At 67.5% G+C, this 21,009-nt stretch carries 18 protein-coding genes and 1 tRNA gene; 8 read left to right on the top strand and 11 right to left on the bottom strand.

Annotation, left to right across the window (positions count from 1 at the left end; all coding sequences use genetic code 11):
* Positions 1 to 112: 112 nt before the first annotated feature.
* Positions 113 to 781 (top strand): O-methyltransferase, encoded by a 669-nt coding sequence (locus tag ACPTTC_RS29810; RefSeq protein ID WP_423395050.1) that lies wholly within the window; start codon positions 113 to 115, stop codon positions 779 to 781.
* A gap of 36 nt (positions 782 to 817) precedes the next feature.
* Here the strand turns inward: ACPTTC_RS29810 and ACPTTC_RS29805 are convergent, their stop codons facing one another.
* The 6 genes from ACPTTC_RS29805 to ACPTTC_RS29780 form a co-directional block, all read right to left on the bottom strand.
* Positions 818 to 2,113: an XAC2610-related protein gene (locus tag ACPTTC_RS29805; RefSeq protein WP_423395049.1), complete on the bottom strand. Its 1,296-nt coding sequence runs from the start codon at positions 2,111 to 2,113 to the stop codon at positions 818 to 820.
* A 60-nt stretch (positions 2,114 to 2,173) separates the two neighbouring features.
* Positions 2,174 to 3,322: a DUF1176 domain-containing protein gene (locus tag ACPTTC_RS29800; protein WP_423395048.1), complete on the bottom strand. Its 1,149-nt coding sequence runs from the start codon at positions 3,320 to 3,322 to the stop codon at positions 2,174 to 2,176.
* Between the two features lie 257 nt (positions 3,323 to 3,579).
* A complete protein-coding gene (locus tag ACPTTC_RS29795; RefSeq protein WP_423395047.1) occupies positions 3,580 to 4,395 on the bottom strand; it encodes a nucleotidyltransferase domain-containing protein in 816 nt (271 codons plus the stop codon).
* Between the two features lie 55 nt (positions 4,396 to 4,450).
* Positions 4,451 to 5,674 carry an RtcB family protein gene (locus tag ACPTTC_RS29790; RefSeq protein ID WP_423395046.1) on the bottom strand — a complete coding sequence of 408 codons (1,224 nt, stop codon included), beginning with the start codon at positions 5,672 to 5,674 and terminating at the stop codon, positions 4,451 to 4,453.
* A gap of 66 nt (positions 5,675 to 5,740) precedes the next feature.
* Positions 5,741 to 6,880 carry a slipin family protein gene (locus tag ACPTTC_RS29785; RefSeq protein WP_423395045.1) on the bottom strand — a complete coding sequence of 380 codons (1,140 nt, stop codon included), beginning with the start codon at positions 6,878 to 6,880 and terminating at the stop codon, positions 5,741 to 5,743.
* 258 nt (positions 6,881 to 7,138) lie between these two features.
* A tRNA-Cys gene (locus tag ACPTTC_RS29780) sits at positions 7,139 to 7,211 on the bottom strand.
* A gap of 335 nt (positions 7,212 to 7,546) precedes the next feature.
* Between ACPTTC_RS29780 and rtcR the strand changes: the two genes are divergently transcribed.
* Positions 7,547 to 9,163 carry an RNA repair transcriptional activator RtcR gene (gene rtcR / locus ACPTTC_RS29775; protein ID WP_423395044.1) on the top strand — a complete coding sequence of 539 codons (1,617 nt, stop codon included), beginning with the start codon at positions 7,547 to 7,549 and terminating at the stop codon, positions 9,161 to 9,163.
* 63 nt (positions 9,164 to 9,226) lie between these two features.
* Here the strand turns inward: rtcR and ACPTTC_RS29770 are convergent, their stop codons facing one another.
* The 3 genes from ACPTTC_RS29770 to ACPTTC_RS29760 form a co-directional block, all read right to left on the bottom strand.
* Positions 9,227 to 9,817: a nuclear transport factor 2 family protein gene (locus ACPTTC_RS29770; protein ID WP_423395043.1), complete on the bottom strand. Its 591-nt coding sequence runs from the start codon at positions 9,815 to 9,817 to the stop codon at positions 9,227 to 9,229.
* Positions 9,818 to 9,914: 97 nt separating this feature from the next.
* The gene (locus ACPTTC_RS29765; protein ID WP_423395042.1) at positions 9,915 to 10,676 is read right to left on the bottom strand and encodes a class I SAM-dependent methyltransferase; all 762 of its coding nucleotides are present in this window, start codon (positions 10,674 to 10,676) and stop codon (positions 9,915 to 9,917) included.
* Positions 10,677 to 10,689: 13 nt separating this feature from the next.
* Positions 10,690 to 11,316 (bottom strand): LysE family translocator, encoded by a 627-nt coding sequence (locus tag ACPTTC_RS29760; protein WP_423395041.1) that lies wholly within the window; start codon positions 11,314 to 11,316, stop codon positions 10,690 to 10,692.
* 171 nt (positions 11,317 to 11,487) lie between these two features.
* On the opposite strand from ACPTTC_RS29760, the gene ACPTTC_RS29755 reads away from it, so the two are divergent.
* The 3 genes from ACPTTC_RS29755 (at position 11,488) to ACPTTC_RS29745 (ending at position 13,927) form a co-directional block, all read left to right on the top strand.
* On the top strand, positions 11,488 to 12,288 hold the full coding sequence (locus ACPTTC_RS29755) for an AraC family transcriptional regulator (protein ID WP_423395040.1): 801 nt from the start codon (positions 11,488 to 11,490) through the stop codon (positions 12,286 to 12,288).
* A 122-nt stretch (positions 12,289 to 12,410) separates the two neighbouring features.
* Entirely contained in the window at positions 12,411 to 12,830 is a 420-nt protein-coding gene (locus tag ACPTTC_RS29750) for an ATP--cob(I)alamin adenosyltransferase (RefSeq protein WP_423395039.1), read from the top strand.
* A 95-nt stretch (positions 12,831 to 12,925) separates the two neighbouring features.
* The gene (locus tag ACPTTC_RS29745; RefSeq protein WP_423395038.1) at positions 12,926 to 13,927 is read left to right on the top strand and encodes a LysR family transcriptional regulator; all 1,002 of its coding nucleotides are present in this window, start codon (positions 12,926 to 12,928) and stop codon (positions 13,925 to 13,927) included.
* 180 nt (positions 13,928 to 14,107) lie between these two features.
* Here the strand turns inward: ACPTTC_RS29745 and ACPTTC_RS29740 are convergent, their stop codons facing one another.
* Positions 14,108 to 14,902, bottom strand: a complete 795-nt coding sequence (locus ACPTTC_RS29740) for a polysaccharide lyase family 7 protein (RefSeq protein ID WP_423395037.1) — start codon at positions 14,900 to 14,902, stop codon at positions 14,108 to 14,110.
* Between the two features lie 354 nt (positions 14,903 to 15,256).
* Complete coding sequence (locus ACPTTC_RS29735; protein ID WP_423395036.1) at positions 15,257 to 15,772, bottom strand: shikimate kinase; 516 nt, start codon at positions 15,770 to 15,772, stop codon at positions 15,257 to 15,259.
* A gap of 252 nt (positions 15,773 to 16,024) precedes the next feature.
* Here ACPTTC_RS29735 and ACPTTC_RS29730 point away from each other — a divergent pair, with 252 nt between their 5' ends.
* Genes ACPTTC_RS29730 through ACPTTC_RS29720 form a run of 3 tightly spaced genes read left to right on the top strand, consistent with a single transcriptional unit; the run spans position 16,025 to position 20,943 of the window.
* Entirely contained in the window at positions 16,025 to 18,181 is a 2,157-nt protein-coding gene (locus tag ACPTTC_RS29730) for a filamentous hemagglutinin N-terminal domain-containing protein (protein ID WP_423395035.1), read from the top strand.
* A gap of 8 nt (positions 18,182 to 18,189) precedes the next feature.
* The gene (locus ACPTTC_RS29725) at positions 18,190 to 20,007 is read left to right on the top strand and encodes a ShlB/FhaC/HecB family hemolysin secretion/activation protein (protein WP_423395034.1); all 1,818 of its coding nucleotides are present in this window, start codon (positions 18,190 to 18,192) and stop codon (positions 20,005 to 20,007) included.
* Between the two features lie 15 nt (positions 20,008 to 20,022).
* The gene (locus ACPTTC_RS29720; protein WP_423395033.1) at positions 20,023 to 20,943 is read left to right on the top strand and encodes a peptidylprolyl isomerase; all 921 of its coding nucleotides are present in this window, start codon (positions 20,023 to 20,025) and stop codon (positions 20,941 to 20,943) included.
* Positions 20,944 to 21,009 lie beyond the last annotated feature (66 nt).

The raw sequence follows: 21,009 nt of genomic DNA, 5'->3' as shown, positions 1-21,009 counted from the left end.
TGGTGGTCGAGCGATTATAGGAGCACGTGCGCGGCCAGCTTTAGAACGAATGGTGTGTTGCTTATGGCGGGGCGACGCATAAAATGCCTGTTCCGCAAACAAGGGGTGCGCGATGAATCAGGATCACTGGAACCAGGTGGATGCGTATTTCTCCGCGACGCTCGTGCCGTCCGACGACGCGCTCGACGCCGCGCTGGCGGCGAGCGACGCGGCCGGGCTGCCCGCGATCAACGTCGCGCCGAACCAGGGCAAGCTGCTGCAACTGCTCGCGTCGATTCGCGGCGCGCGGCGGATCCTCGAGGTCGGCACGCTCGGCGGCTACAGCACGATCTGGCTCGCGCGCGCGTTGCCGCCGGGCGGCACGCTCGTGACGCTCGAACTGAACCCCGCGCATGCGCAGGTCGCGACCCGGAACATCGCACGTGCAGGGTTCGCACAGGCCGTGACGGTCGTGGTGGGCAGCGCGAAGGACAGCCTCGCGCGGCTCATCGACGCGGGTGAAGCGCCGTTCGATTTCATCTTCATCGATGCCGACAAGGACAACAACCCGGCCTATCTCGACGCGGCGCTGAAGCTGTCGCGGCCCGGCACGGTGATCGTCGTCGACAACGTCGTGCGCGGCGGGCGCGTGGCCGATTCGGACAATCGCGAGCCCGACGTGGTCGGCGTGCGCGACGGGTTCGCGCGGCTCGCGGCCGCCCCGAACGTCACGACGACCGCCGTGCAGACGGTCGGGCAGAAGGGCTGGGACGGGTTCTCGATCTCGATCGTCGGCGCGTAGTGTGATGGCGGGGCGCGCGTGCGGCCGTCCCGCACGCTAGTTCTTGTCGGGATTCTTCTCTTCGCACTGGTCGGGCTCGTCGCGCAGCACGAGGCGGCGGATGCGGCCGTTGTCGTAGAACGGGACATCGGGGCAGAACTTCATGCCGGCGCGGGTTTGTGTGCGCTTCCACGTGACCTTCTCGGTGCGTACCCGCGTCGGCGCATGGCCGGGCGCGCCCGGCTTCCAGATATCGATGTACACGCGCGACATCCACGGCGAATCGTTCGCGTCGCACGCCTTCGGGTCGCCCAGTGTCGAACGCAGCCCGGTGTCGGTCTGCTCGATCCGCTGCGGAAACTCGATGTAACCGTCGCCGTAGCCGGGCACGACGTAGCAATAACGACGCGTGTTCCCGTCGAGCACCGGCAGCATGTAGCTGCTGGCCGAGTCGACTTCCTTCACGTCGTCGCCCTGCCAGCGGTAAGTCGTCACGCCATGCTCGCAGCAGCTCGCGCGCCAGCTTGTCCAGATGATCCGGTGCTCGGGATCGAAATCCGGCGACGTGATGCCCTGCAGCCCCGGCGGCGCATCGACGAAGCGCCGCGTCTTCGGATCGAAAATCCACGTCTGGTACGGAATGTTCGGGCTCGCCCCCAATGCTTGCGCGAGCATCAGGTCGGGCCAGCCGTCGAAATTCACGTCGGCGAATTCGGGCGTGAACAGGCTGCAGGTGCCTTGCGAATCGGTCTGCAGCGTCTGTACGAGGCGGCCTCGATCGTACAGGCGGATCGCGGAAACGTGCGGTGGATCGTTGCACGCACTGCCGTCGTCGGGCAGCTTGTCCGCGACGAGGCGGATCTCGTAAGGGAACGGCCTGCCGTCTTGTTTCGGCGCGAGCGAGACGGGCAGCGTGCGCTTGCCGTCCGGCGACGCCCAGGTGCCGGTCACGGCATTGTCGAGGGAGGCAACGCGCCACGTGCCCGTTACGCGCTCGGCGTTCGCTTTCGCGCCGCTGTCGCGCTCCGATAGCGTGGCGCCGTGTGCGTCGAGCGTTCCCTTCAATGCGAGCCGATAGCGTTTGTCGGACGTGCAGGGCGCGTAGCAGTACCAGCCCGATACCGCATCGGCCACGCGCGACAACGACACTTCGACATGCCGGTTGCCGATCGTGCCGGTCCAGTTACGCGACCAGAACGGGATTTCGACCGAATCGTCGGCGCTTGCCGCGCGCACCGGCGCTGACGCGAACGCGGTGATGGCGACCAGCGCGAACGCAAGCGCGCCACGCCAGCCGCGCGTGCGCCGCGTCGCGCTCGCGTGGCGCGACGCATCGATGAACGGGAGATACATGCTGCGGCCCCTCGGTTTGTTATGGGTGATGTCTGCCGGCGTGTTTCGGTGCGACGCGCGTCAGCGGCTCGCTGCCGCATCCGCCCGTCGATACAGGCGTGGCCACTGATCGTCGAACAGGCCGTTGCACGTGCCGTGCGTGGCGATATCGGCGAGCACGAAGCGCCGGCCGTCGAAGATCCACGATGCGGTCGAGCCGCAATCGCCGAGACTGCGCAGCCGGACCTTGCTCGACAGCGTCGCGGTGGCGGAGTCGTAGGCGGCGTCGGTCAGTTCGTTCGCGAACGACGCCGAATCGAGCCCCGCGTTCGCGTTCTCGCCGAAATTCATCGGTGTCGGCGTGAGCGGCGCCATCCGTCGCACGCGATACCACAGGTCGGTGTGGTTATACATGCTGCTGGTCTGGCACGGTATCGCGACTAGGGCTTCGTCGGCGGAGATCGCCACGGCGCGCGACGCCTTCCTGCGATCGCTCGCCGGCATTTCGTCTTCGACATCGGCCGCACATTGCTTCACGTCGCCGCCGAACTTCGCGAGCACCGCGTCGACGAGCGAGCGTTGCTCGGCGGCCGACAGGTTCGCGACGGCCGGTGCCGGCGTGACGGCGGGCGGCAGCGCCGGTGCGGCCGGCACCGACGATGCCGCCCGGGTGCCTGGGCGCAGCAGCGCGGTGACGGTGCCGACCCGGCCCTGCGTGTCGTCGATCAACAGCAGCGCGGCATTCAATCCCGTCAACGGCGTGCGGGCGGTTTGCGCCGACGTCGGATCGCCGAAGCTCAGCAGTTGCGCATTGCGCGACGCGGTGAGCCATGCGGCAACCGTTGCCGGATCGTGGGTCCGGATCCGGAACGGGTACGCTTCGTCATCGTCCGGTTTGCCGCCGAACGCATGCCATTGGGCCGCCATTGCATCGAACGGGCGGCCGTCCACGCGGGCGGTGCGCAGGTCCAGCGGCGCCGACGCGTAGAGGTCGAGCGATGCTTGCGCGTCCGGGCCGGCATCGCGCGTCACGCGCAGGATGAGGCGGGTGCGTGCGTCGTCGCTATCGTCGGCTTGGCTTTCGGCAATGCAACGGTTGCCGTTGTCGCAGACGACCGACCAGTCCTTGAAATCGCGCTCGACCGGCGGCCGCGCGAGCGGGCGAGCCTGGGCAACGATCGGGGAAACGGCGAGGAGCGCGGCGATGGCGAGCGAAAGGCGGTGCGACATGACGGTTCGTATCGACGGTGGATGGGCGGGCGGAAACGTCGGGCTGCAAGCGCATCGTCAGCAAGCGGGACAGGTCGAAGGCTGCGGCGCATGCGGCGGCGCGCTTTACCGAACGGCATCGAGTATACCGCCGCAATCGGCTGCGATCGTGACGACGACGCGTAGTGTGCGGGCACGACCATGGCTGGCCGGCATGGGGCGGACACGTGCGGATGCGAAAACGGCGCGATGCCCGCAGGCATCGCGCCGTTCACTTGTCATCGACCGTCGACCACGTCGCGCAGGAACGCGTCGAGCATCGCCACGTCGCCCCACGGCCGCTTGTATTCGCGATCGTGCTCGGCATCGGCCAGCATCGTCTCGACGAGCGCGTGGATCGCCTGCCGGCGCGGCCCGTATTCGCTTTCGTTCGCGCTCATCTTCAGCGCGAGCAATGCGTCCAGTTCCGCGCGCACCGCCGGCGCGTGCACGGTGCCGTCGACGAGATCCGCGAAGCGCATCGGCGGCATCCCGAGCCCCATGTCGATCCAGCGTGCCGCGAGCAGCGGCCGCAGCACGTACAGGTACTTCTTGTAGCGCACTGTGTCGCCTTGCAGATAGCCGCGAAAGTTCTTCTTCGCCATCGCGAGGTAGTGGTGCCGCCCGCGCACCGGCGAGAAGAACGCCGATGCCAGCGACCTGAGCCGCGGCGCCCAGCGTGCGTCTTCGCGATATACGACGGGCGAGTCGAGCCATTCGAGCAGCGTCGGGTTCGAGCGGCGCAGCAGTTGCAGCGCCTTGCGCAGTTCCCAGCCGCTGACGTCGAGCTCGTCGTCGAGCGGCCGCTCGATCACATCGCGTTGCGGTTCGACGCTCAGGTACCAATCGCGCCGGTGCGCATACACGAAGCGCACGTCGTAATCGCTGTCCGGCGATGCGAACCCCCAGCCGCGGCTGCCCGATTCGCATGCGAACAGCACGCGCACGTCGTGGCGGCGCTCGACTTCCGCGAGCTCCGCCATCACGCGCGCCCGCACGGCCGGGTCGACCGGGTGTGCGCTGCGCACGGTCGTCATTGCTTTTTCCGTTTTCATTGTTGTCGTTTCCCTTTCGTTGCGCGCGGCCGTCGGCCATCGGCCGCGCACCGCGCTATCCTTTCACGCACACCACCTGGCGTAGCGTATGCACCACTTCGACGAGGCTGCGCTGGGCCGCCATCACCGCGTCGATGTCCTTGTAGGCCATCGGGATTTCGTCGACGACGCCCGCGTCCTTCCGGCATTCGACGCCCTGGGTGGCCTTCACCTGGTCGTCGACCGTGAAGCGGCGTTTCGCTTCGGTGCGGCTCATCGTCCGGCCCGCGCCGTGGCTGCACGAGCAGAAGCTTTCCGGATTGCCGAGCCCGCGCACGATGAAGCTCTTCGCGCCCATCGAGCCCGGAATGATCCCGAGCTGCCCCTTCTGCGCGGACACCGCACCCTTGCGCGTCACGAGCACGTCTTCGCCGAAGTGGCGTTCGCGCTGCACGTAGTTGTGGTGGCAGTTCACCGCGTGTTCGTCGACCGAGAACGGCTTCGCGATCACGCCGCGCGCCGCACCGATCACCGCGTCCATCATCGCCTGCCGGTTGCGGCGCGCGTAGTCCTGCGCCCAGCCGACCGCCTCGACGTAGTCGTCGAAGTGGCGGCTGCCCTCGGTGAAATACGCGAGGTTGCGATCCGGCAGGTTCGCGATGTGCTGCCGCATGTCGGCCTGCGCGAGCTCGATGAACAGGCTGCCGATCGCATTGCCGACGCCGCGCGAGCCGCTGTGCAGCATGAACCACACGTGGTCCGCTTCGTCGACGCACACTTCGATGAAGTGATTGCCGGTGCCGAGCGTGCCGAGATGCGCGTAGTGGTTCGTCTTTTCCAGCTTCGGATACTTGTCGACGATCCGCTGGAAGCCCGGTTGCAGCGATTTCCACGATTCGGTCACGGCGGCCGGCGTGCGGTCGCCCCACGCGCCCGGATCGCGGCGGCCCGGTGCGCGACCGTGCGGCACCGCGCGCTCGATCGCGCTGCGCAGCCCGGCGAGCGAATCCGGCAGGTCGGACGCCGTCAGCGTCGTGCGCGCGGCCATCATCCCGCAGCCGATGTCGACGCCGACCGCGGCCGGAATGATCGCGCCCTTGGTCGGGATCACGCTGCCGATCGTCGAGCCCTTGCCGAGGTGGACGTCCGGCATCACCGCGACGTGGCGGAAGATGAACGGCATCTGCGCGGTGTTGCGCAGTTGCGCGCGCGCTTCGTCCTCGATGGCGACGCCTTGCGTCCACATCTTCACCGGCTTGCCGTTGGCCAGTTCCATGACCTGATAATCCATGTTGCTCATTTGCTTCACCTGATTCATTCATTCGTGCGGCGCGGTGCACATGCGCCGCGCCGCTTGTTTCGAGCCTTATGCGCCCTTGATGCTGACGAGTCCGTTCAGCACCTGGTCGAGGCCGCCGAACACCGAGATGCGGTCGATCCGTTCCGCGACGCGCTCGAGCGTTTCCAGTTCCTTGAGCCGCAGCGCGGTCGGGTTTTCTTCCATCACCTTCGCGGTGTTCAGCAGCGAACGCGTGGCCGCCGTTTCCTCGCGGCGGCGAATCACGTTCGCCTGCGCGGACTTCTCCGCTTCGACCACCTGCGCGAGGATCGTCTTCATGTCGCCCGGCAGCACGATATCCTTCACGCCGACGCTGCGCACGTCCACGCCCGAATCGCCGAGGCGGGCACGCACCTGCGCGATCACGACGTCGTCGATCGACTGCTTGTCTTCCAGCAGTTCGTCGAGCGAGCGCGTGCCGACAGCCGATCGCAGTGCGAACTGCAGCTCGCGATACAGGTGTTCGACCGGCTTCTGCAACTGGCCGAACGCGTGCAGCACGTCCGCATAGCACCACGTCGCCGACAGGTTGAGCCGCAGCGCGACTTTGTCGCGCGTCAGGATTTCCTGCCCGCCGACTTCGATCGCCTGCAAACGCAGGTCGACGAGTTCGACCGCGACGTCGCGGTTGAAGCGCCAGAACGCCGCGACACCCGCGTCCAGCAGCCGCTCGATCTTGCCGTCGATCTTCAGCACGCCGACGTGGTACGCCGGCACCTGCGCCAGCAACACGCCCGTCAGGCCCGCCACCCCGCGCGCACGCAGCGCCGGTTGCGCGATGCGCTTCACGAGGGCGGCCGGCAGCATGCTGTCCTGCGCGAGATCGACGCGTTCGAGACGGTGCGCGGTCAGGCCGCGCCAGTACAGCCGGCGCGTGCCCGGCGCGAGGATCTCGACGAGCACGTCGTCTTCGTAGCGCAGGCCCGCGTCGTCGTCGGCGAGATCCATCGCGACGAAGTGCCGGGCGATTACGTCCGGTGCGTCGTGACGCAGGTAGTCGGCCAGTGCCGCGTCGGCGAGCGGCGCGTCGAGACGCGCGGTCTGCACCGACAAACGCTTGAACGGATCGAAGGCCTTGAACACGCCCGGTTCCAGCACCTTCACGAAATCGCCCTCATTCATCAGCAGCGCGCGTTCGTTCTTTTTCACCACATGTCGCATCCACATATTCTTGTCCTTTTCTTCAATGACCGCCGGGTGACACGCATCGTGCGGATCGCGGGGCGACGCAACCGGGCGGGCGGCGCGCCGGCCCGGCGCCGAAGTGCGCGGCGACGCATCCTGCATCGCGTCGTCGTGCGCCTTCGCGCGGGCCGTGCGGCCGTCCGGCCGATCGCGCGGAACCGCAACCGGTCCGACGCGCGGCGGGCCTCGCGGCCCGCACCGGCGGGTACTGCTGCTATCAAGAGACTGCCCTTGCGGACAGTGTTCGAGCGGGATTCGAACCCGCTACACACCGGCTTGCGCCGGCTGCTCTACCCAAATGAGCTACCGAACGGTGGGCGCCCCGGGATTCGAACCCGGGCGAAGTTCCAGTACGCGCCCGTTTGCCTTCGTCTGCCCATGGCGGCATACGCGACCGCGACGAACCAGGTTCGGCGGCGGCGCACCAGCAGGGCTTGTTGAACCCTGGCTCGCGGGCCAGCGGGACATCCGGCGCCTTCTATTTAGCGAGGAGCGTGCCAGTAGGCGGCTTGATGTGCTCGATAAACCCCAAGCCGTTGAAATAAAAGGGGAATTATTTTGTGTGGCGGGTTGCTTAGGGAAATCAGGCCGTAGCCAGATCCTGAAAATTCGATACAATCAGATCGTCAATTATCTTGTGGGATAAACATGCGCAAGACCGTCGCGATCGGTTTTCTCGGTACCGTGCTCGACCAGGGCGGCGGCTCGCAGCGCCGCTGGCGTAACTGGCGGCCGACGATTTCGTTGTGCGAACAGCGCGACACGCCGATCGACCGGCTCGAACTGCTGCATTCGCCGAACTACGCCCGTCTCGCGAACCGCGTGAAACAGGATCTCGAGCGCGTGTCGCCGCACACCGACGTGCGGCTCATCCCGATGGAGATTCGCGACCCGTGGGATTTCGAGGAGGTCTATGCGACGCTGCATGATTTCGCGCGCGCCTACCCGTTCGATCTCGACCACGAGGATTACCTGATCCACATCACGACCGGTACGCACGTCGCGCAGATCTGCTGGTTCCTGCTGGCCGAAGCGCGCTACCTGCCGGCGCGTCTCGCGCAGACGGCGCCGCCGCAGAAGACCGACGAAGGATTGAGCGGGCCCGGCACGATGTCGGTGATCGATCTCGACCTGTCGCGCTACAACCGCATCGCGCAGCGCTTCACCCGTGAGCGCGACGAAACCGTGTCGTTCCTGAAGGCCGGCATTGCGACACGTAACGCGCGCTTCAACGCGCTGATCGAGCAACTGGAGCGCGTGGCCGTGCGTTCGCGTGCGCCGATGCTGCTGGTCGGGCCGACGGGCGCCGGCAAGTCGTTTCTCGCGAAGCGCGTGTACGAGCTGAAGCGCGGCCGCCATCGGCTCGCGGGGCCGTTCATCGAGATCAACTGCGCGACGCTGCGCGGCGACGCGGCGATGTCGACGCTGTTCGGTCATGTGAAGGGCGCGTTCACGGGTGCGCAATCTGCGCGGGCCGGGCTGCTGCGCGCGGCGGACGGCGGCCTGCTGTTTCTCGACGAGATCGGCGAACTCGGGCTCGACGAACAGGCGATGCTGCTGAAGGCGATCGAGGAGAAGCGTTTCCTGCCGGTCGGCGCGGACGTCGAGGCCACCAGCGATTTCGAGCTGATCGCGGGCACGCATCGCGACCTGCGGCAGATGGTGGCGGCCGGCACGTTCCGCGAGGATCTCTATGCGCGGATCAACCTGTGGACGTACGAACTGCCGGGGCTGGCCGAGCGGCGCGAGGACATCGAGCCGAACCTCGAATTCGAACTCGACCGTTTCGGCCGCGAGCAGGGCGAGCAGGTGCGTTTCAACGTCGAGGCAAAGCGGCGCTATCTCGCGTTCGCTGCGTCGCCGCGTGCGGCGTGGCCCGGCAACTTCCGCGAGCTGTCCGCGTCGGTCACGCGGATGGCGACGCTGGCCGATGCCGGGCGGATTACCGAAGCGCTCGCCGAGCAGGAAGTCGAGCGGCTGACGCGCACGTGGTCGCCGCCGGGCGGCGCGGGTGCGTCCGATGGCTGGGTCGACGCGGTGTTCGGCGCGCGTGCGGCGGAACTCGACCTGTTCGACCGCGCGCAGCTCGAACGCGTGCTCGATGTGTGCCGCGTGTCGGCGAGCCTGTCGGAGGCGGGGCGCACGCTGTTCGCGGTATCGCGGCAGAGCAAGAAGCAGCCGAACGATGCGGACCGGCTGCGCAAGTATCTCGCGCGGTTCGGGCTGGATTGGGAGGGCGTGCGGCAGGCACTCAACGGGGCATGACGAGTACGGCAGCGCGGACGCCGCGTGGAGCCGGAGGGCCCGGCACGCGGCCGGCGGGATCGATTATGCCGCCCCCGCTGCCTGCCGGAATGGCGCCAGGAATGCCCACTCCGGCTGCGCTGCCGCGACATCCTCGAGCCCGCGCGCGAACGCGTGCGCCGGCAGCCACGGATATCCGAACGCCGCATGCAGCGCATCGAGTTTCGCCGACTTCGGATCGTCGATCGTATCCATCCGGGCGATATGAATGTGCAGCGCGGCAATCCGCGCGTCGTCGTCGCTTTCGCGGTTGCCCGCGAACCGCCAACGGTACGTGCCATGCCCGATCCGCAACGCGCCGTTGTCCTTCTGTCGCATCACGACGAGCCACGACATCCCGCTGACGCCGTGCGCGTCGACTTCGGGTTCCGTGCAAACGTAATAGGTCCGGCACCGCTCGAACCGCTCGCCGAATTCCTCGACCAGCGTGCGCGCAATGGCCGCCGCGCCGGTCACGTGCGGCGGAAAATCGATATCGTCGTTCGCGAGCGAAAAGCTCAGCTCGGCATCGGCCGCGAAGCAGTCGGCGATCAGCGCGGGGCGGTTCAGGTCCTTCGCGCGCAGATAGCATTCGAGCAGCGCGCGAACCTGCGCGGGATGAAGCGGGAAGGGCATGGTGAGCCTCCAGTATCGGGTAATCGGGCCGCATGCTCCAGCATGCGTATGCGGTGGACACGCTGCCCGTTGCGGGCTGACGTCATCGAACACGCTCTCACGCGCGGCAGATCGCGATGATCTCCGCGCTGGTCGCGGCATCGAACGGTGCGCGTTGCCAGTCGCCGGACCAGTCGGCCGACGAGAATCCGGCTGCGACTATGCGCGCCTGCAATTCAGGTTGCGCGATGAAGCGCAGCCGGCTCGTGTTCGTCAGCAATGTGTCGTCGCGGCGGAAACGGTAGTACGTGTCGAACGTCACGATCGCGCCGTCTACCGCGCGCACCGCATGATGGAGATCGACGACGCCGGATTCGCGCGATTCGACGCTGCGTGCCGAATGCTCCGGTGTCCATGCACGCCACGGCTCGACGCGCGGGTTGCGGGTATCGAACAGGAAACGGCCGCCGTCGGCGAGCACGTGTCGCACGCGGCGCAATGTCGCGTCGATGTCGTCGTCGGTCAGCAGGCACTGGAATGCGTGACCGGTCATCACGACCGCATCGAACCGGGCGTCGGGCGGCAGGCCGGCTAGATCGCAGGCGATCCAGCGTACCGCGTCGGCGTCCCGCTGGCGTCGTGCGTAATCGATCATCGCCGGCGCGGGATCGATCGCGACGACGTCGTGCCCGGCCGCCGCGAGCCGGCGCGCGAACGTGCCGGTGCCGCAACCGAGGTCGAGAATGCGTTGTCGCGCGGTGCCGATCACGGATGCGTAGAACGCGAAATCGCGATCGCCCGCGTTGAACAGGTCGTAGACCGCGACGAGTCGTGGGTCGGTATAGAGGGCTTCGTCGGCGGGCGCCGTGCTGGATGTCATGCGGCCGCGCGCGTCAGCGCTGCTGCACGGCCACGCGCAGCCCGAGCGCGATGAAGATCGAGCCGATGATCTTCCCCTGCCAGCGCGTGAGCCACGTGAGCCGCTTCACGATGCGGCCGAGCGGGCGGATCGAGCACGCGATCAGCGTCGTGTAGAGCGAGCTGAGCACGACGAAGATCAGCCCGAGCACCGCGAACTGCACGAACGTCGAGCCGCGTTCCGGATGCACGAACTGCGGCATGAACGCGAGGAAGAACAGCGCGGTCTTCGGATTCAGCACTTCGGCGGGGATCGCCTGCAGGTACGCCTTGAGCGGCGTGACGGGCGATACGCTCGGCAACGACGGATCGGACGGCTTCTCGATCAGCGCGCGCACGCCGAGGTAGATCAGGTACGCGGCGCCGACCCCCTTCACGACATTGAACGCGAGCGCCGACGTCATCAGCAGCGCCGACAGGCCGACCGCCGCGAACAGCGTATGCACGAAATCGCCGCTGGCGACGCCGAGGCCGGTCAGGATGCCGGTCTTGCGGCCGCCCTGCACGGTGCGGCTCAGCACGAGCAGCACGGCAGGGCCGGGGATCAGGAACAGGCCCAGGACGACGGCCGTGAAGGTGGTCAGCGTGGTCAGGTCGAACATGGCGGCTCCGGCAGGTTGGCGCAGCGGCGGGGGATCGGGGCATTGTATTCGCTTCGGCATGCGGCTGCAGACGCAGCCGGGGCAACCGCACGGCTGCTCCCGGCACCTTTCTGGTATAAGCACGAGAGAACGCGCGGGCAGCGCGTCCGGCTTCCTCCATCGTCCGCCTTCATGCGCAAGCTTCCACCCACCACCGATCCCGCGGCGGATGACGCAGTCTTTCACGTGCCGCGTCCGCTTGTCGTGTTCGGCGGCTCGGTCGTCGAGCCCGAATGGCGGCTCGAGCGGCACAGCCATCCGCAGGCGCAACTGCTCTACACGCTGAGCGGCGTCATCTACTGCGAGATCGACGGCGGCGTGTGGAGCGCGCCGCCGCAGTGCACGGTGTGGATTCCGGGCGACGTCCCGCATGCGGCGCGCGGCTCGGCCGGCGCGACGTTCTATGCGGTGCTGGTCGAGCCGGACGCCGCGCTCGACCTGCCTGCGCGCTGCTGCACGCTGTCGGTGTCGCCGCTGCTGCGCGAACTGCTGCTGAAGGCGGCGAGCTTTCCGAACCTGTACGACATCGACGGGCCGCAAGGGCGGCTGATGGCGACGCTGCTCGACGAACTCGTCGCGGCGCCGGTCGAGGATCTGTACCTGCCGATGCCGGCCGACCGGCGGCTGCGCAAGCTGATCGACCATCTGCTCGACGATCCGGCCGACAAGTCGCCGCTGCCCGAACTCGCGCGGCGCGTGGGCATCAGTGAACGCAGCCTGACGCGGCTCGCGGCGAAGGAGCTCGGGATGAGCCTCGGCGACTGGCGCCGGCGGCTGCACGTCGCGCTGTCGCTGCGGATGCTGACGACCGGCCGCCGCGTGCACCAGATCGCGATCGATCTCGGCTACGAGAGCGCGAGCAGTTTCGTGACGATGTTCCGCAAGGCGACCGGCAAGTCGCCGACGCAATTCCTGACCGACCGGCAACGCTGAACCGCGCGGTTCGCGCCGCACGTGCGCGATTGGCCGGATTGAGCAAGCGGTTGGCCGGGACGATAAATGACGCCGCGGGCCTCGATCCATAAAATGAGAATCGTTCTCATATGGAGGTCGACATGCAAATCGTCACGACCGAATTCCCGTTTGTCTGGCTGCGTTACACCGGTTCGACGCATACCGAACCCGCCCGCCTGATCGCCGAACTCGACGCGTTGCTGGCGCGTCGCGAACCGTTCGTTTTCCTGACCGACGACGCGCCGTCCGGCGACGATCGCGGCGCCGACGATCACGCGTTGCGCAAGCAGCTCGCGAAGTGGAGCAAGGCCAACCGCGCGCAGTCGCGTGAATGGATCCCCGCGATGATCGCGATCGAGCCTGACGCGTCGCGGCGGGTGGCGCTCGATGCATTCTCGGGCGCATTCGAGAAGGTGTGGGGTTATCCGCTGAACGCAGCCGCAACCCGCGACGACGCGCTCGCGCTCGCGCGGCGGCTGCTCGACGAACCGGCGCGCGGCGCCGAGGCGGCGAACGGCTGAACCGTCTGCCGCGCCGGCGGCGCGGCGTTCCTCGACACGCATGCACGGCACGCGAATGCGCGCCGCGGCATGCGGCAACCATGCAGGGGTGTCCGGTGGACAATCCGATCCGCTCGATGCGCATCTTCACGCGCATCGTCGAAATGAACAGCTTTACGCGTGCGGCGCAGGCGCTCGGCATTTCGCGCGCCACCGCGACGCGGACCGTGCAGGAGCTCGAAACGGCGCTCGGCATGCCTTTGCTGGTGCGCACGACGCGCGCGCTGCGGGCGACGCCCGAAGGCGACGCGTATTACCGGCGCTGCGTGCGCATCACGGCGGATGTCGACGAGCTCGAGGCCAGCATCCGCGGCGCCGCGCTGCATCCGAGCGGGCCGCTGCGCGTCGAGCTGCCGGCGGCGGTCGCGGACGCGATCGTGCTGCCGGCGCTTGGCGCGTTTCATGCGCGGCATCCCGACTTGATGCTGACCTTGGGGGTATCCGGGCGTGCGGCCGACAGGGTCGGCGACGCGATCGACTGCAGCGTCCGGCTCGGCGAGTTGCCCGATTCGTCGCTCGTCGCGCGCCGGCTCGGCAGGCTCGAGCGCGTGACGTGCGCGAGCCCCGCGTATCTCGACCGCCACGGCGTGCCGCGCACGCTCGACGATCTGGCCTCGCATCGCGCGGTCGGCGTGTCGTCCGTGCCGGGCCAGCGCACGGCCGAACTCGATTTTCTCGTCGATGGCGCCGTGCGCAAGGTGCGGCTCGACGGGATCGTCAGCGTGGACGACGAGCCGGCGTATCTGGCGTGCGGCGTGCACGGCCTCGGGCTGATCCAGCCGCCGCGCGTCGCCGCGCAGCCGTTGATCGACGCGGGGCGGTTGCGCGAAGTGCTGCCGCGCTGGCGGCCCGGCGCGATCGCGGTGTCGGCCGTCTACGTGAAGCGGCCGCATGTGTCGCCCGGCGTGCGCGCGTTCGTCGACTGGATTGCGGAGCGGTTCGTGGACGCCGCGCGGGACGGGGAGGGCATGATCGTTGCGGGGGCAACGGCGGTTCGGCTCAACGCGCGTGCGGCCGCCGCGTGCGAGCGTGAAGACCGGCAGGTCGCGGTGGTGTGACGGCGCTCATGGTTCTGCGAGATGGAATGCGTGCGCCATCCGGTCCTGTTCCCGGGGCGGCAGCGCGAGTCGCGCAGCGAGAGTTTTCCATTTGGCGCCTCACTCATCAACGCGAGATCGGCACCTGGGCACCGGGCGGACGCATCGCATGCCCGCCCGGCGTACTCCATCGAGACGCGATCAGCTGTGCGTGAGCGTCAGCGCATAGAACTTCACGACGGTGCCGGGCGTCGTCAGCGGCGTGCCGGACACGGCCGTCTGGTCGTAGTCACCCGCCTTGAAGTAGAAGCTCTCGCCGTCGAAACTCGAATCCATCGTGAAGGTCTTGGTCGTGCCGTTCGCCGTGACGGTGATCGTCGTCCCGCTCAGGCTCAGCGCGTAGCTGAACTGCTTGCCGACGCCGACCGTGGTGATCGGCGTGGTCGTCGCCTTGCCGCCCTGGTTGGTGCTTTCGAGCAGCAACTGCACGACGCCGCCGGACGTGAACTGCAACTCGCACAGCGGTTTGCTCGGGCCGGTGCCCTGGAAGATCTGGCCGATCGTCGTGTGATCGGGCACCTGCGTGACGGCCACCGTCGCATTCAGCCGGTTCGTGCCGGAGGTCGGCCAGATCGCGTTCTCGCGCAATTCGGTGCGCGGATGCAGCGAGCCGGACGTTGTCCAGCCCTGCGTCGGGTCCATCATCACCATCGATCCATCGCTGCCGTCGGTATAGAAGTACGTCGGGTTCACGTAGCCGCCCGCGAGCGACGAACCGCTCACCGTGTCGACCTTGCCGGACGAGCCGGTCGGCAACTGCAGCGTGAACGGCGCGAGGTTGAAGTTCGAGCCGGGCGGGTTCGACGGGCTGAGCGCCATCGCGGTGGCCTGCTGGCGGGCAGCGGCGGCCGGGCTGGCCGGATCGTCGCCGCCGCACGCGGACAGGCACGCAACGGACAGAACGGCGACGACGCACGGGATGACTCTGTTCTTCATGGTGTCTCTCTCTGATGGTCCATGGCTGGGTACCATGTTGTGGGTAACGTTTTCCTTTTCAGGTGCGCGATCGTCGAAGCGAGATCGGTTGCCCATAGAAAGCACTCCAAAATACAGAAAGCAGGTATGACGCGACAACGAGTAAAAGGATGCGGAAAATCGGTGGAATAACGGAGCTTTCGATCGGCTTTCCACGTGCCTGGGTCAGCCGATCGGGAACGATGCTAACAAGAAGCCTCGGAAGAGTAAACGTTTTCCTTCCGTGGGTGATGCTGTTGCTATCCGCTGGGTAACGGCAAGCGCGATTGGTGCAACTCCATGGCGTGCACGCTCGCGTAGTCGCGAGCGCAGGCGTTATGACTCCGTGACTGCGACGTGCTGCGCAATTCGCGCTGCACAAGCATCAGGCGTCGCATCGGACGTATCGACCACCATCTGGCTGAATGGCCGCGACGCATAGCCTTCGCGATACATCTCGGCGATCCGGTTCCGCTCCCAGTCCGTCAGCGCGCGCGAGCCTCGATTCGACGAGGCGACCGCTTCAGGCGGCGCGAGCGTTACGACGAACAACCGCGCATCGCGCGCGTCGCAGGCGGCACGGAGCCGCTCGAATTCCGTTTCGCCGATCGGATAGGCGATGACCAGATGACACTCACGCGCGTTCGTGATCTGCGCGACGAGACGTTCGAGCGCGATCGCCCACTGCACGTCGAACGGCGCATCCTCGGGCGCATCGTGATCGTCGCCGTCGATGAAGCGCGCATCGGGCAGCACGCGTGCGAGCGCGAGACCGATCGTCGTCTTGCCGCTGTTGATCGGGCCATTCAGGTGGATGACGGTAAGAGGTGGCGGGGCGATGGGGCGTTGCACGGGGGGATTGTCGTAGAGGGGCGGGACGCGGTACCGATCCGGCGCGGTTGATTGAAATGCATTTGTAATAAATCGGCGGCGAATTCGAAATGAAAATTTATTAGGGATATACCCTAAAGAAAGGTGGCGTGTGTGCCGTTAGCTCGCCTCGGTAACTCACAAAAGCATTACGGAAGCACTACATCCGTACAACCACACGACCAGATCAACCGAGGGGCGCACGGCCGGCGAAGCCGTGCGTGTGATTCGAAGATGGGACGCATCGATTTGTTTCGGCGCGCAGGCATCGGGGGCTTGCGCGTGATCTTCCTTTGCCTGGCGGCGGCAGGGGGGCTGCCGCATTGCGCGGTCGCCGCGGGGATCGTGCCGGACGGCGGTACGCCGACGAGCGTGTCGGCGGGGCCGAACGGCCGGCAGCTCGTGAATCTCGCGCCGGCGGTCGCCGGCGTCTCCAGCAACACCTACTCGTCGTTCAACGTGACGACAGCCGGCGCGACGCTGAACAACGTCGGCATCAATGCGCGCACGATCGTCAACCAGGTGACGAGCACGAACCGCAGCCTGATCGAAGGCGAGATCGCCGTGGCCGGGCCGCGCGCGAACGTGGTGCTGGCGAACCCGAACGGCATCACGATCAACGGCGGATCGTTCGTCAATACGGGGCATGTCGCGCTTGCCACCGGCAATGTGAGCTTCAACGACCTGCAGATCGCCCCGGGCGTGATCCAGCGCAACATCGTGCTCGATACGTCGACCGGCACGATCGTCGTCGGCCCGGGCGGTCTGGCCGGCGCACTGATCGGCCTGGACCTGATCGCGAAGACGATTCGCGTCGACGGACCGATCGACAACACCTTCTCGTCGGCGACCGCCGGCGTGCGCCTGCTGGCCGGCCGCAGCCGGGTGGAACTGAACACGGGACTGTCGCCCAACGACAACGCCAACGACTGGCTGGCGCGCGGTGCGACGACGAATCCCGATACTGCGTCGTCCTACGCGATCGATATCACCGCTGCCGGTAGTCTGACCAGCGGCCGCGTGCAGTTGATCGTGACCGACCGCGGGCCCGGCGTGCGCAGCGCCGGCCCGATGAATGCGTCGCTGGGCGATTTCACGCTGACGTCCAACGGGAACGTCGAGTTTTCGCACACGAAGCTTGGCGTCGCCGGGGATTTCGCGGTGACTGCGCAGGGCAGCCTGACGTTGACGGACACGGAGGTGAAGGTCAACGGCGGCCGCGCCGGCCTGTCCGCCGCGGACGCGATCACGCTCACCGGCAGCAGCCTGCTGGCATCGGGCGGCATCAAGCTGAGTGGCGCAGGTATCGCACTGCAGCCCGACGAAGCGATGGCCGGCTCGACGGTGGCGTCGTCGCAGAGCGGCGTGGTGCTGAAGAGCGGCGCAGACATCGTGAACGTCGGTTCGCTCGTGCAGGGGCAGGCCGCGATCGACGCGGATGCCGACTCGGCAGGCGCGGTGACGCTGAACGCGGCCGGCCGCATCCTGAACCAGTCGCAGCCGCAGACGCGGATCGGCATCCTGTTCGGCGTGCAGGGCGACGTATCGCTGACCGCGGGGGCGGACATCGTCAACCAGAATGCGCGGATCCTGTCGAACCGGAGCGTCTCGATCGCGGCTGGCGGCGACCTGGAGAACGTCGTCGATCACAGTACGGGCGTGCAGGACGGCGCGGTGATCGGGTTTGCCGAGCAAGGCGGCCGATTCCTGTTCTTCCGGCATCGCAGCGACGGCTTCACGGTCGACTACGGCGCGCTCGCGGACGCCTCCAAGCTTGCGTACATCACCGCCGACGCAGGAAATGTGTTCGTGCGCGCCGCGAACGTCAGGAACATCGGCGGCTCGATTCTTTCGAACGGCGGCTCGATCGACATCGCCGCGCGCGACAGCCTGCTGACACAGGCGATCTTCACGGGCCAGGCATCGTTCCGGCGTTCGTGTTTCGTCTTCTGCCGCTCGAGCGCATCGTCGAGCGTGCAGGCTTTCGGCGGCGCCATCGAGGCCAACACGGACATCCTGTTGAAGGCCGGCGCGCAGATTACCAATATGGGCGGTATCGTGCGCGCGCTCGGCGGATTGACGCTCGATGCGCCCAGGACCCTCGCGCAGGGCGTGCCGGGCTATACCGTGATCAACCGCGATCACGATTTGAAGGCATGGTTCGGCAATCGCTGGGCAGCCATCTATCGGAGCGATACCGGCGGCCTGTTCAGCGGCGGAACCGGCAAGGTGCGCCTGACGGGCGAGGCGGATATCGAGGGCGGCGCGTACCTTGCGCCCGATGGCGTGCTGGCGGCGGGCGGCGTGGTGACGATTCGGCCGCCGCACCGGGATCTCGTGACGATCGGCAACCGCAATCATCTGGGCCTCGTGTCGTGGTTCGGTCTGTGAGGGGCGGCATGTCGTCGGCAATGGTCCGGGTGCTCGCGCTGGCGATCGGCGCGACGCCGTTGTGCGTGCGCGCGCAGCTCGCAGGCGGATTGCCGCCCGGCGCGCCGCCGGGATTCGGCGCGATACCGCCGGGGCTCGCGGTGCCGCGCGCCGAGCAGGACCCCGCGCAGCGCCTGCTTCAGGAACAGCGCGACCGGCAGCGCCGCGAGGAAATCGCGCAGCCGCCGGCGCAGATCGCGTTGCCTGAGCAGCCGGCCGTGCCCGACCTGCCGCCGGGCACCGATGTCGAAACGCTGCCGGACGTTGCGCCGATGTTCCTGATCGAGCGCGTCGAATTCACGGGCGACACGATTCTGGGGCAGCCCGCGCTCGACCGTCTCGCGGCACCGTTTCTCGGCAAGCAGCTCGGGCGCAACCGGATCAACCTGTTGCTGCGCAGGCTGACCGAAGCCTTCATCGCGCACGGCTACATCACGACGCGCGCCTACCTGGGCCCGCAGAACCTCGCGTCCGGCACGCTGAAGATCAATCTCGTCCCGGGGCGTGTAGCCGCGCTGACGCTGAACGGCAAGCCGCTGCGTCCGCGCGACCCGAACGAGAAATGGTACGAGGTGCGCGGCGGCGGGCTGTTGACCGAGGCCGGCACCGTATGGGCATTCGCGAGCGCCCCGGGCGATCCGCTGCGCCTGCCCGATCTCGAGCAGGGCGTCGACCAGATCAACCGGTTGCGGCGCAACCAGGCCGAGATCCGCATCCTGCCGGGCGAAGCGCCGGGGGATTCGGTCGTCGCGATCTCGAACCGCTATGGCGACCGTCTTCACTACGACTTCGGCATCGACAACTACGGCAGCTCGCAGACCGGCAAGACGCGCTATCGCGCAGGCGTCGAGGCCGACAACATGATCGGGCTGCAGGAATCGCTGTCGTTCAACTACGTGGGGACGACCGAAACGAACGCGCTCGTGTTTTCCGCGGCGGTGCCGTACGGGTATCAGACCTTCAGCTACACGGTGTCGATGTCCGAGTACCAGCAGGCGATCGGCGACGTCGCGCTGCTCGAAGGCCGCACGTTCAGCCAGATGCTCGGCTGGAACGATGTGCTCGTGCGCTCGTCGAGCGGGCGCCTGAGCGTCGACGTGACGCTCAACAAGCTGCGCACCGAGCGCGATGTAAACGGCCTGCCGCTCTCGCCCCAGAACCTCACGGTGCTGCGCGTCGCGCTCAATGGACTGGCCCGGTTCGCCGCGCGTGGGCAGGGCGCCGCGGCGACTTGGGACGTCGGCGTATCGCGGGGGCTGCCCTGGCTCGCGGCCAACCATGACGCATCGGACGTCGGCATCGACGACGCGCACAGCCAGTTCACGAAGCTCGATGCGACCGGCACGCTGCAGTTTGCGCTCGGCAGTCTTGCCGGGAGCGCGTGGGCCTATCGCGGCACGCTGCGTGCGCAATACAGCCGCGTGGCGCTGTTCGGCAACGAGCAGATCTTCCTGGGCGGCATGGGGTCGGTCCGCGGGTTCACCGAAGGCGGGATCGCGGGCGACAGCGGCCTCTTCGTCCGTAACGAGGCCGCGTGGCAGAACGTGCCCGCCTGGCGCGACGCGCGAATCGAACCGTACGTGTTTCTCGATGGCGGCAAGGCCCACCTGAATGCGCAGGGCGGCTGGCCGACGCTCGTCGGCGCCGGCGTGGGCACGCGCGCGCAATGGCGCCTGAAGAGCGGAACGGTCTCGGCCGAAGTGCTGGTCGGGCAGGCGCTCGCGCAGCCGGCGGCGCTCGGCAGGAAAGCCACCGTGCTGCTGGCAACACTCAACTGGTCGGACTGAATGAAGGAGAACGTCATGAATCGTCTGTCGAACGGTCGCGCGATCGCGATGCAACGGAATCTGCGGGCGCGCCTGCGCCGGACGGGCATTGCGTTCGTCGCCGCCATGCTTTGCGGCACGGTCGCGCCGCAAGCGCAGGCACTGAACAAGGCCGCGAAGAAGCCGGCGGACACGGTCGCCGCGATGCCTGCCGATACCGTCGCGAGCGTGAACGGCGTGCCCGTCACGCAAACGCAAGTCGACGAAGCGGTGCGCGCGTCGAAGGCCGCCGATACGCCGGCGCTGCGGGCGGCGATGAAGAACCAGCTGATCGCACGCGAACTGTTCCGGCAGGCGGCGCTGAAGCAGCACTACGACACCCGGCCGCAAGTCGTTGCCGCGGTCGAGCAGGCGAAGACGCTTGCGATGACGCAGGCGTACCTGCACGACCAGGTCAAGCCGGCACCGGTCTCGGAGACGGACATCCGGGCACGCTACGACGCGATCGTCGCGGGTCTCGGCGAGAGCGAATACAAGCCGAGCGCGATTGCGGTCAACGACGCGGACACCGCGAAGCAGATCATCGCGCGACTCCGGAAAGGCGAGGACTTCGGCGCGCTCGCGCAGCAATTCAGCAAGGGGCCGGGTGCCGCGCAAGGCGGTGCGCTGAACTGGATCTCGTTCAAGACGCCGATCGAGGCGGGTAATACGCAGAACTGGCCGCAGCCGCTCGCCGAAGCGCTCGTGAAGCTGCCGCAGGGTGGCTTGACGCGCGAACCTGTCCAGGTCGGCGATGCGTACTGGATCCTGCGCGTCGACGACAAGCGCGCGACGCAGGTGCCGTCGTTCGACCAGGCGAAGGACATGCTGCGGCAGCAGCTCGAGCAGGTCGCGATGGAGAAGGCCACGGCGCAGGTCGTCGTGGACCTGATCCGGAGCGCGCGCATTCAGCAGTAGGCGGCAAGCAGTTGTGCCGGGCCGATGCCCGGCGATCACCCACGCGATACCGGGCGGGGAAATCCC

It is taken from the genome of Burkholderia mycopellens, assembly GCF_964265025.1.
Taxonomy (GTDB): Bacteria; Pseudomonadota; Gammaproteobacteria; order Burkholderiales; family Burkholderiaceae; genus Burkholderia.
This window is presented reverse-complemented; position numbering and strand designations above follow the sequence as displayed.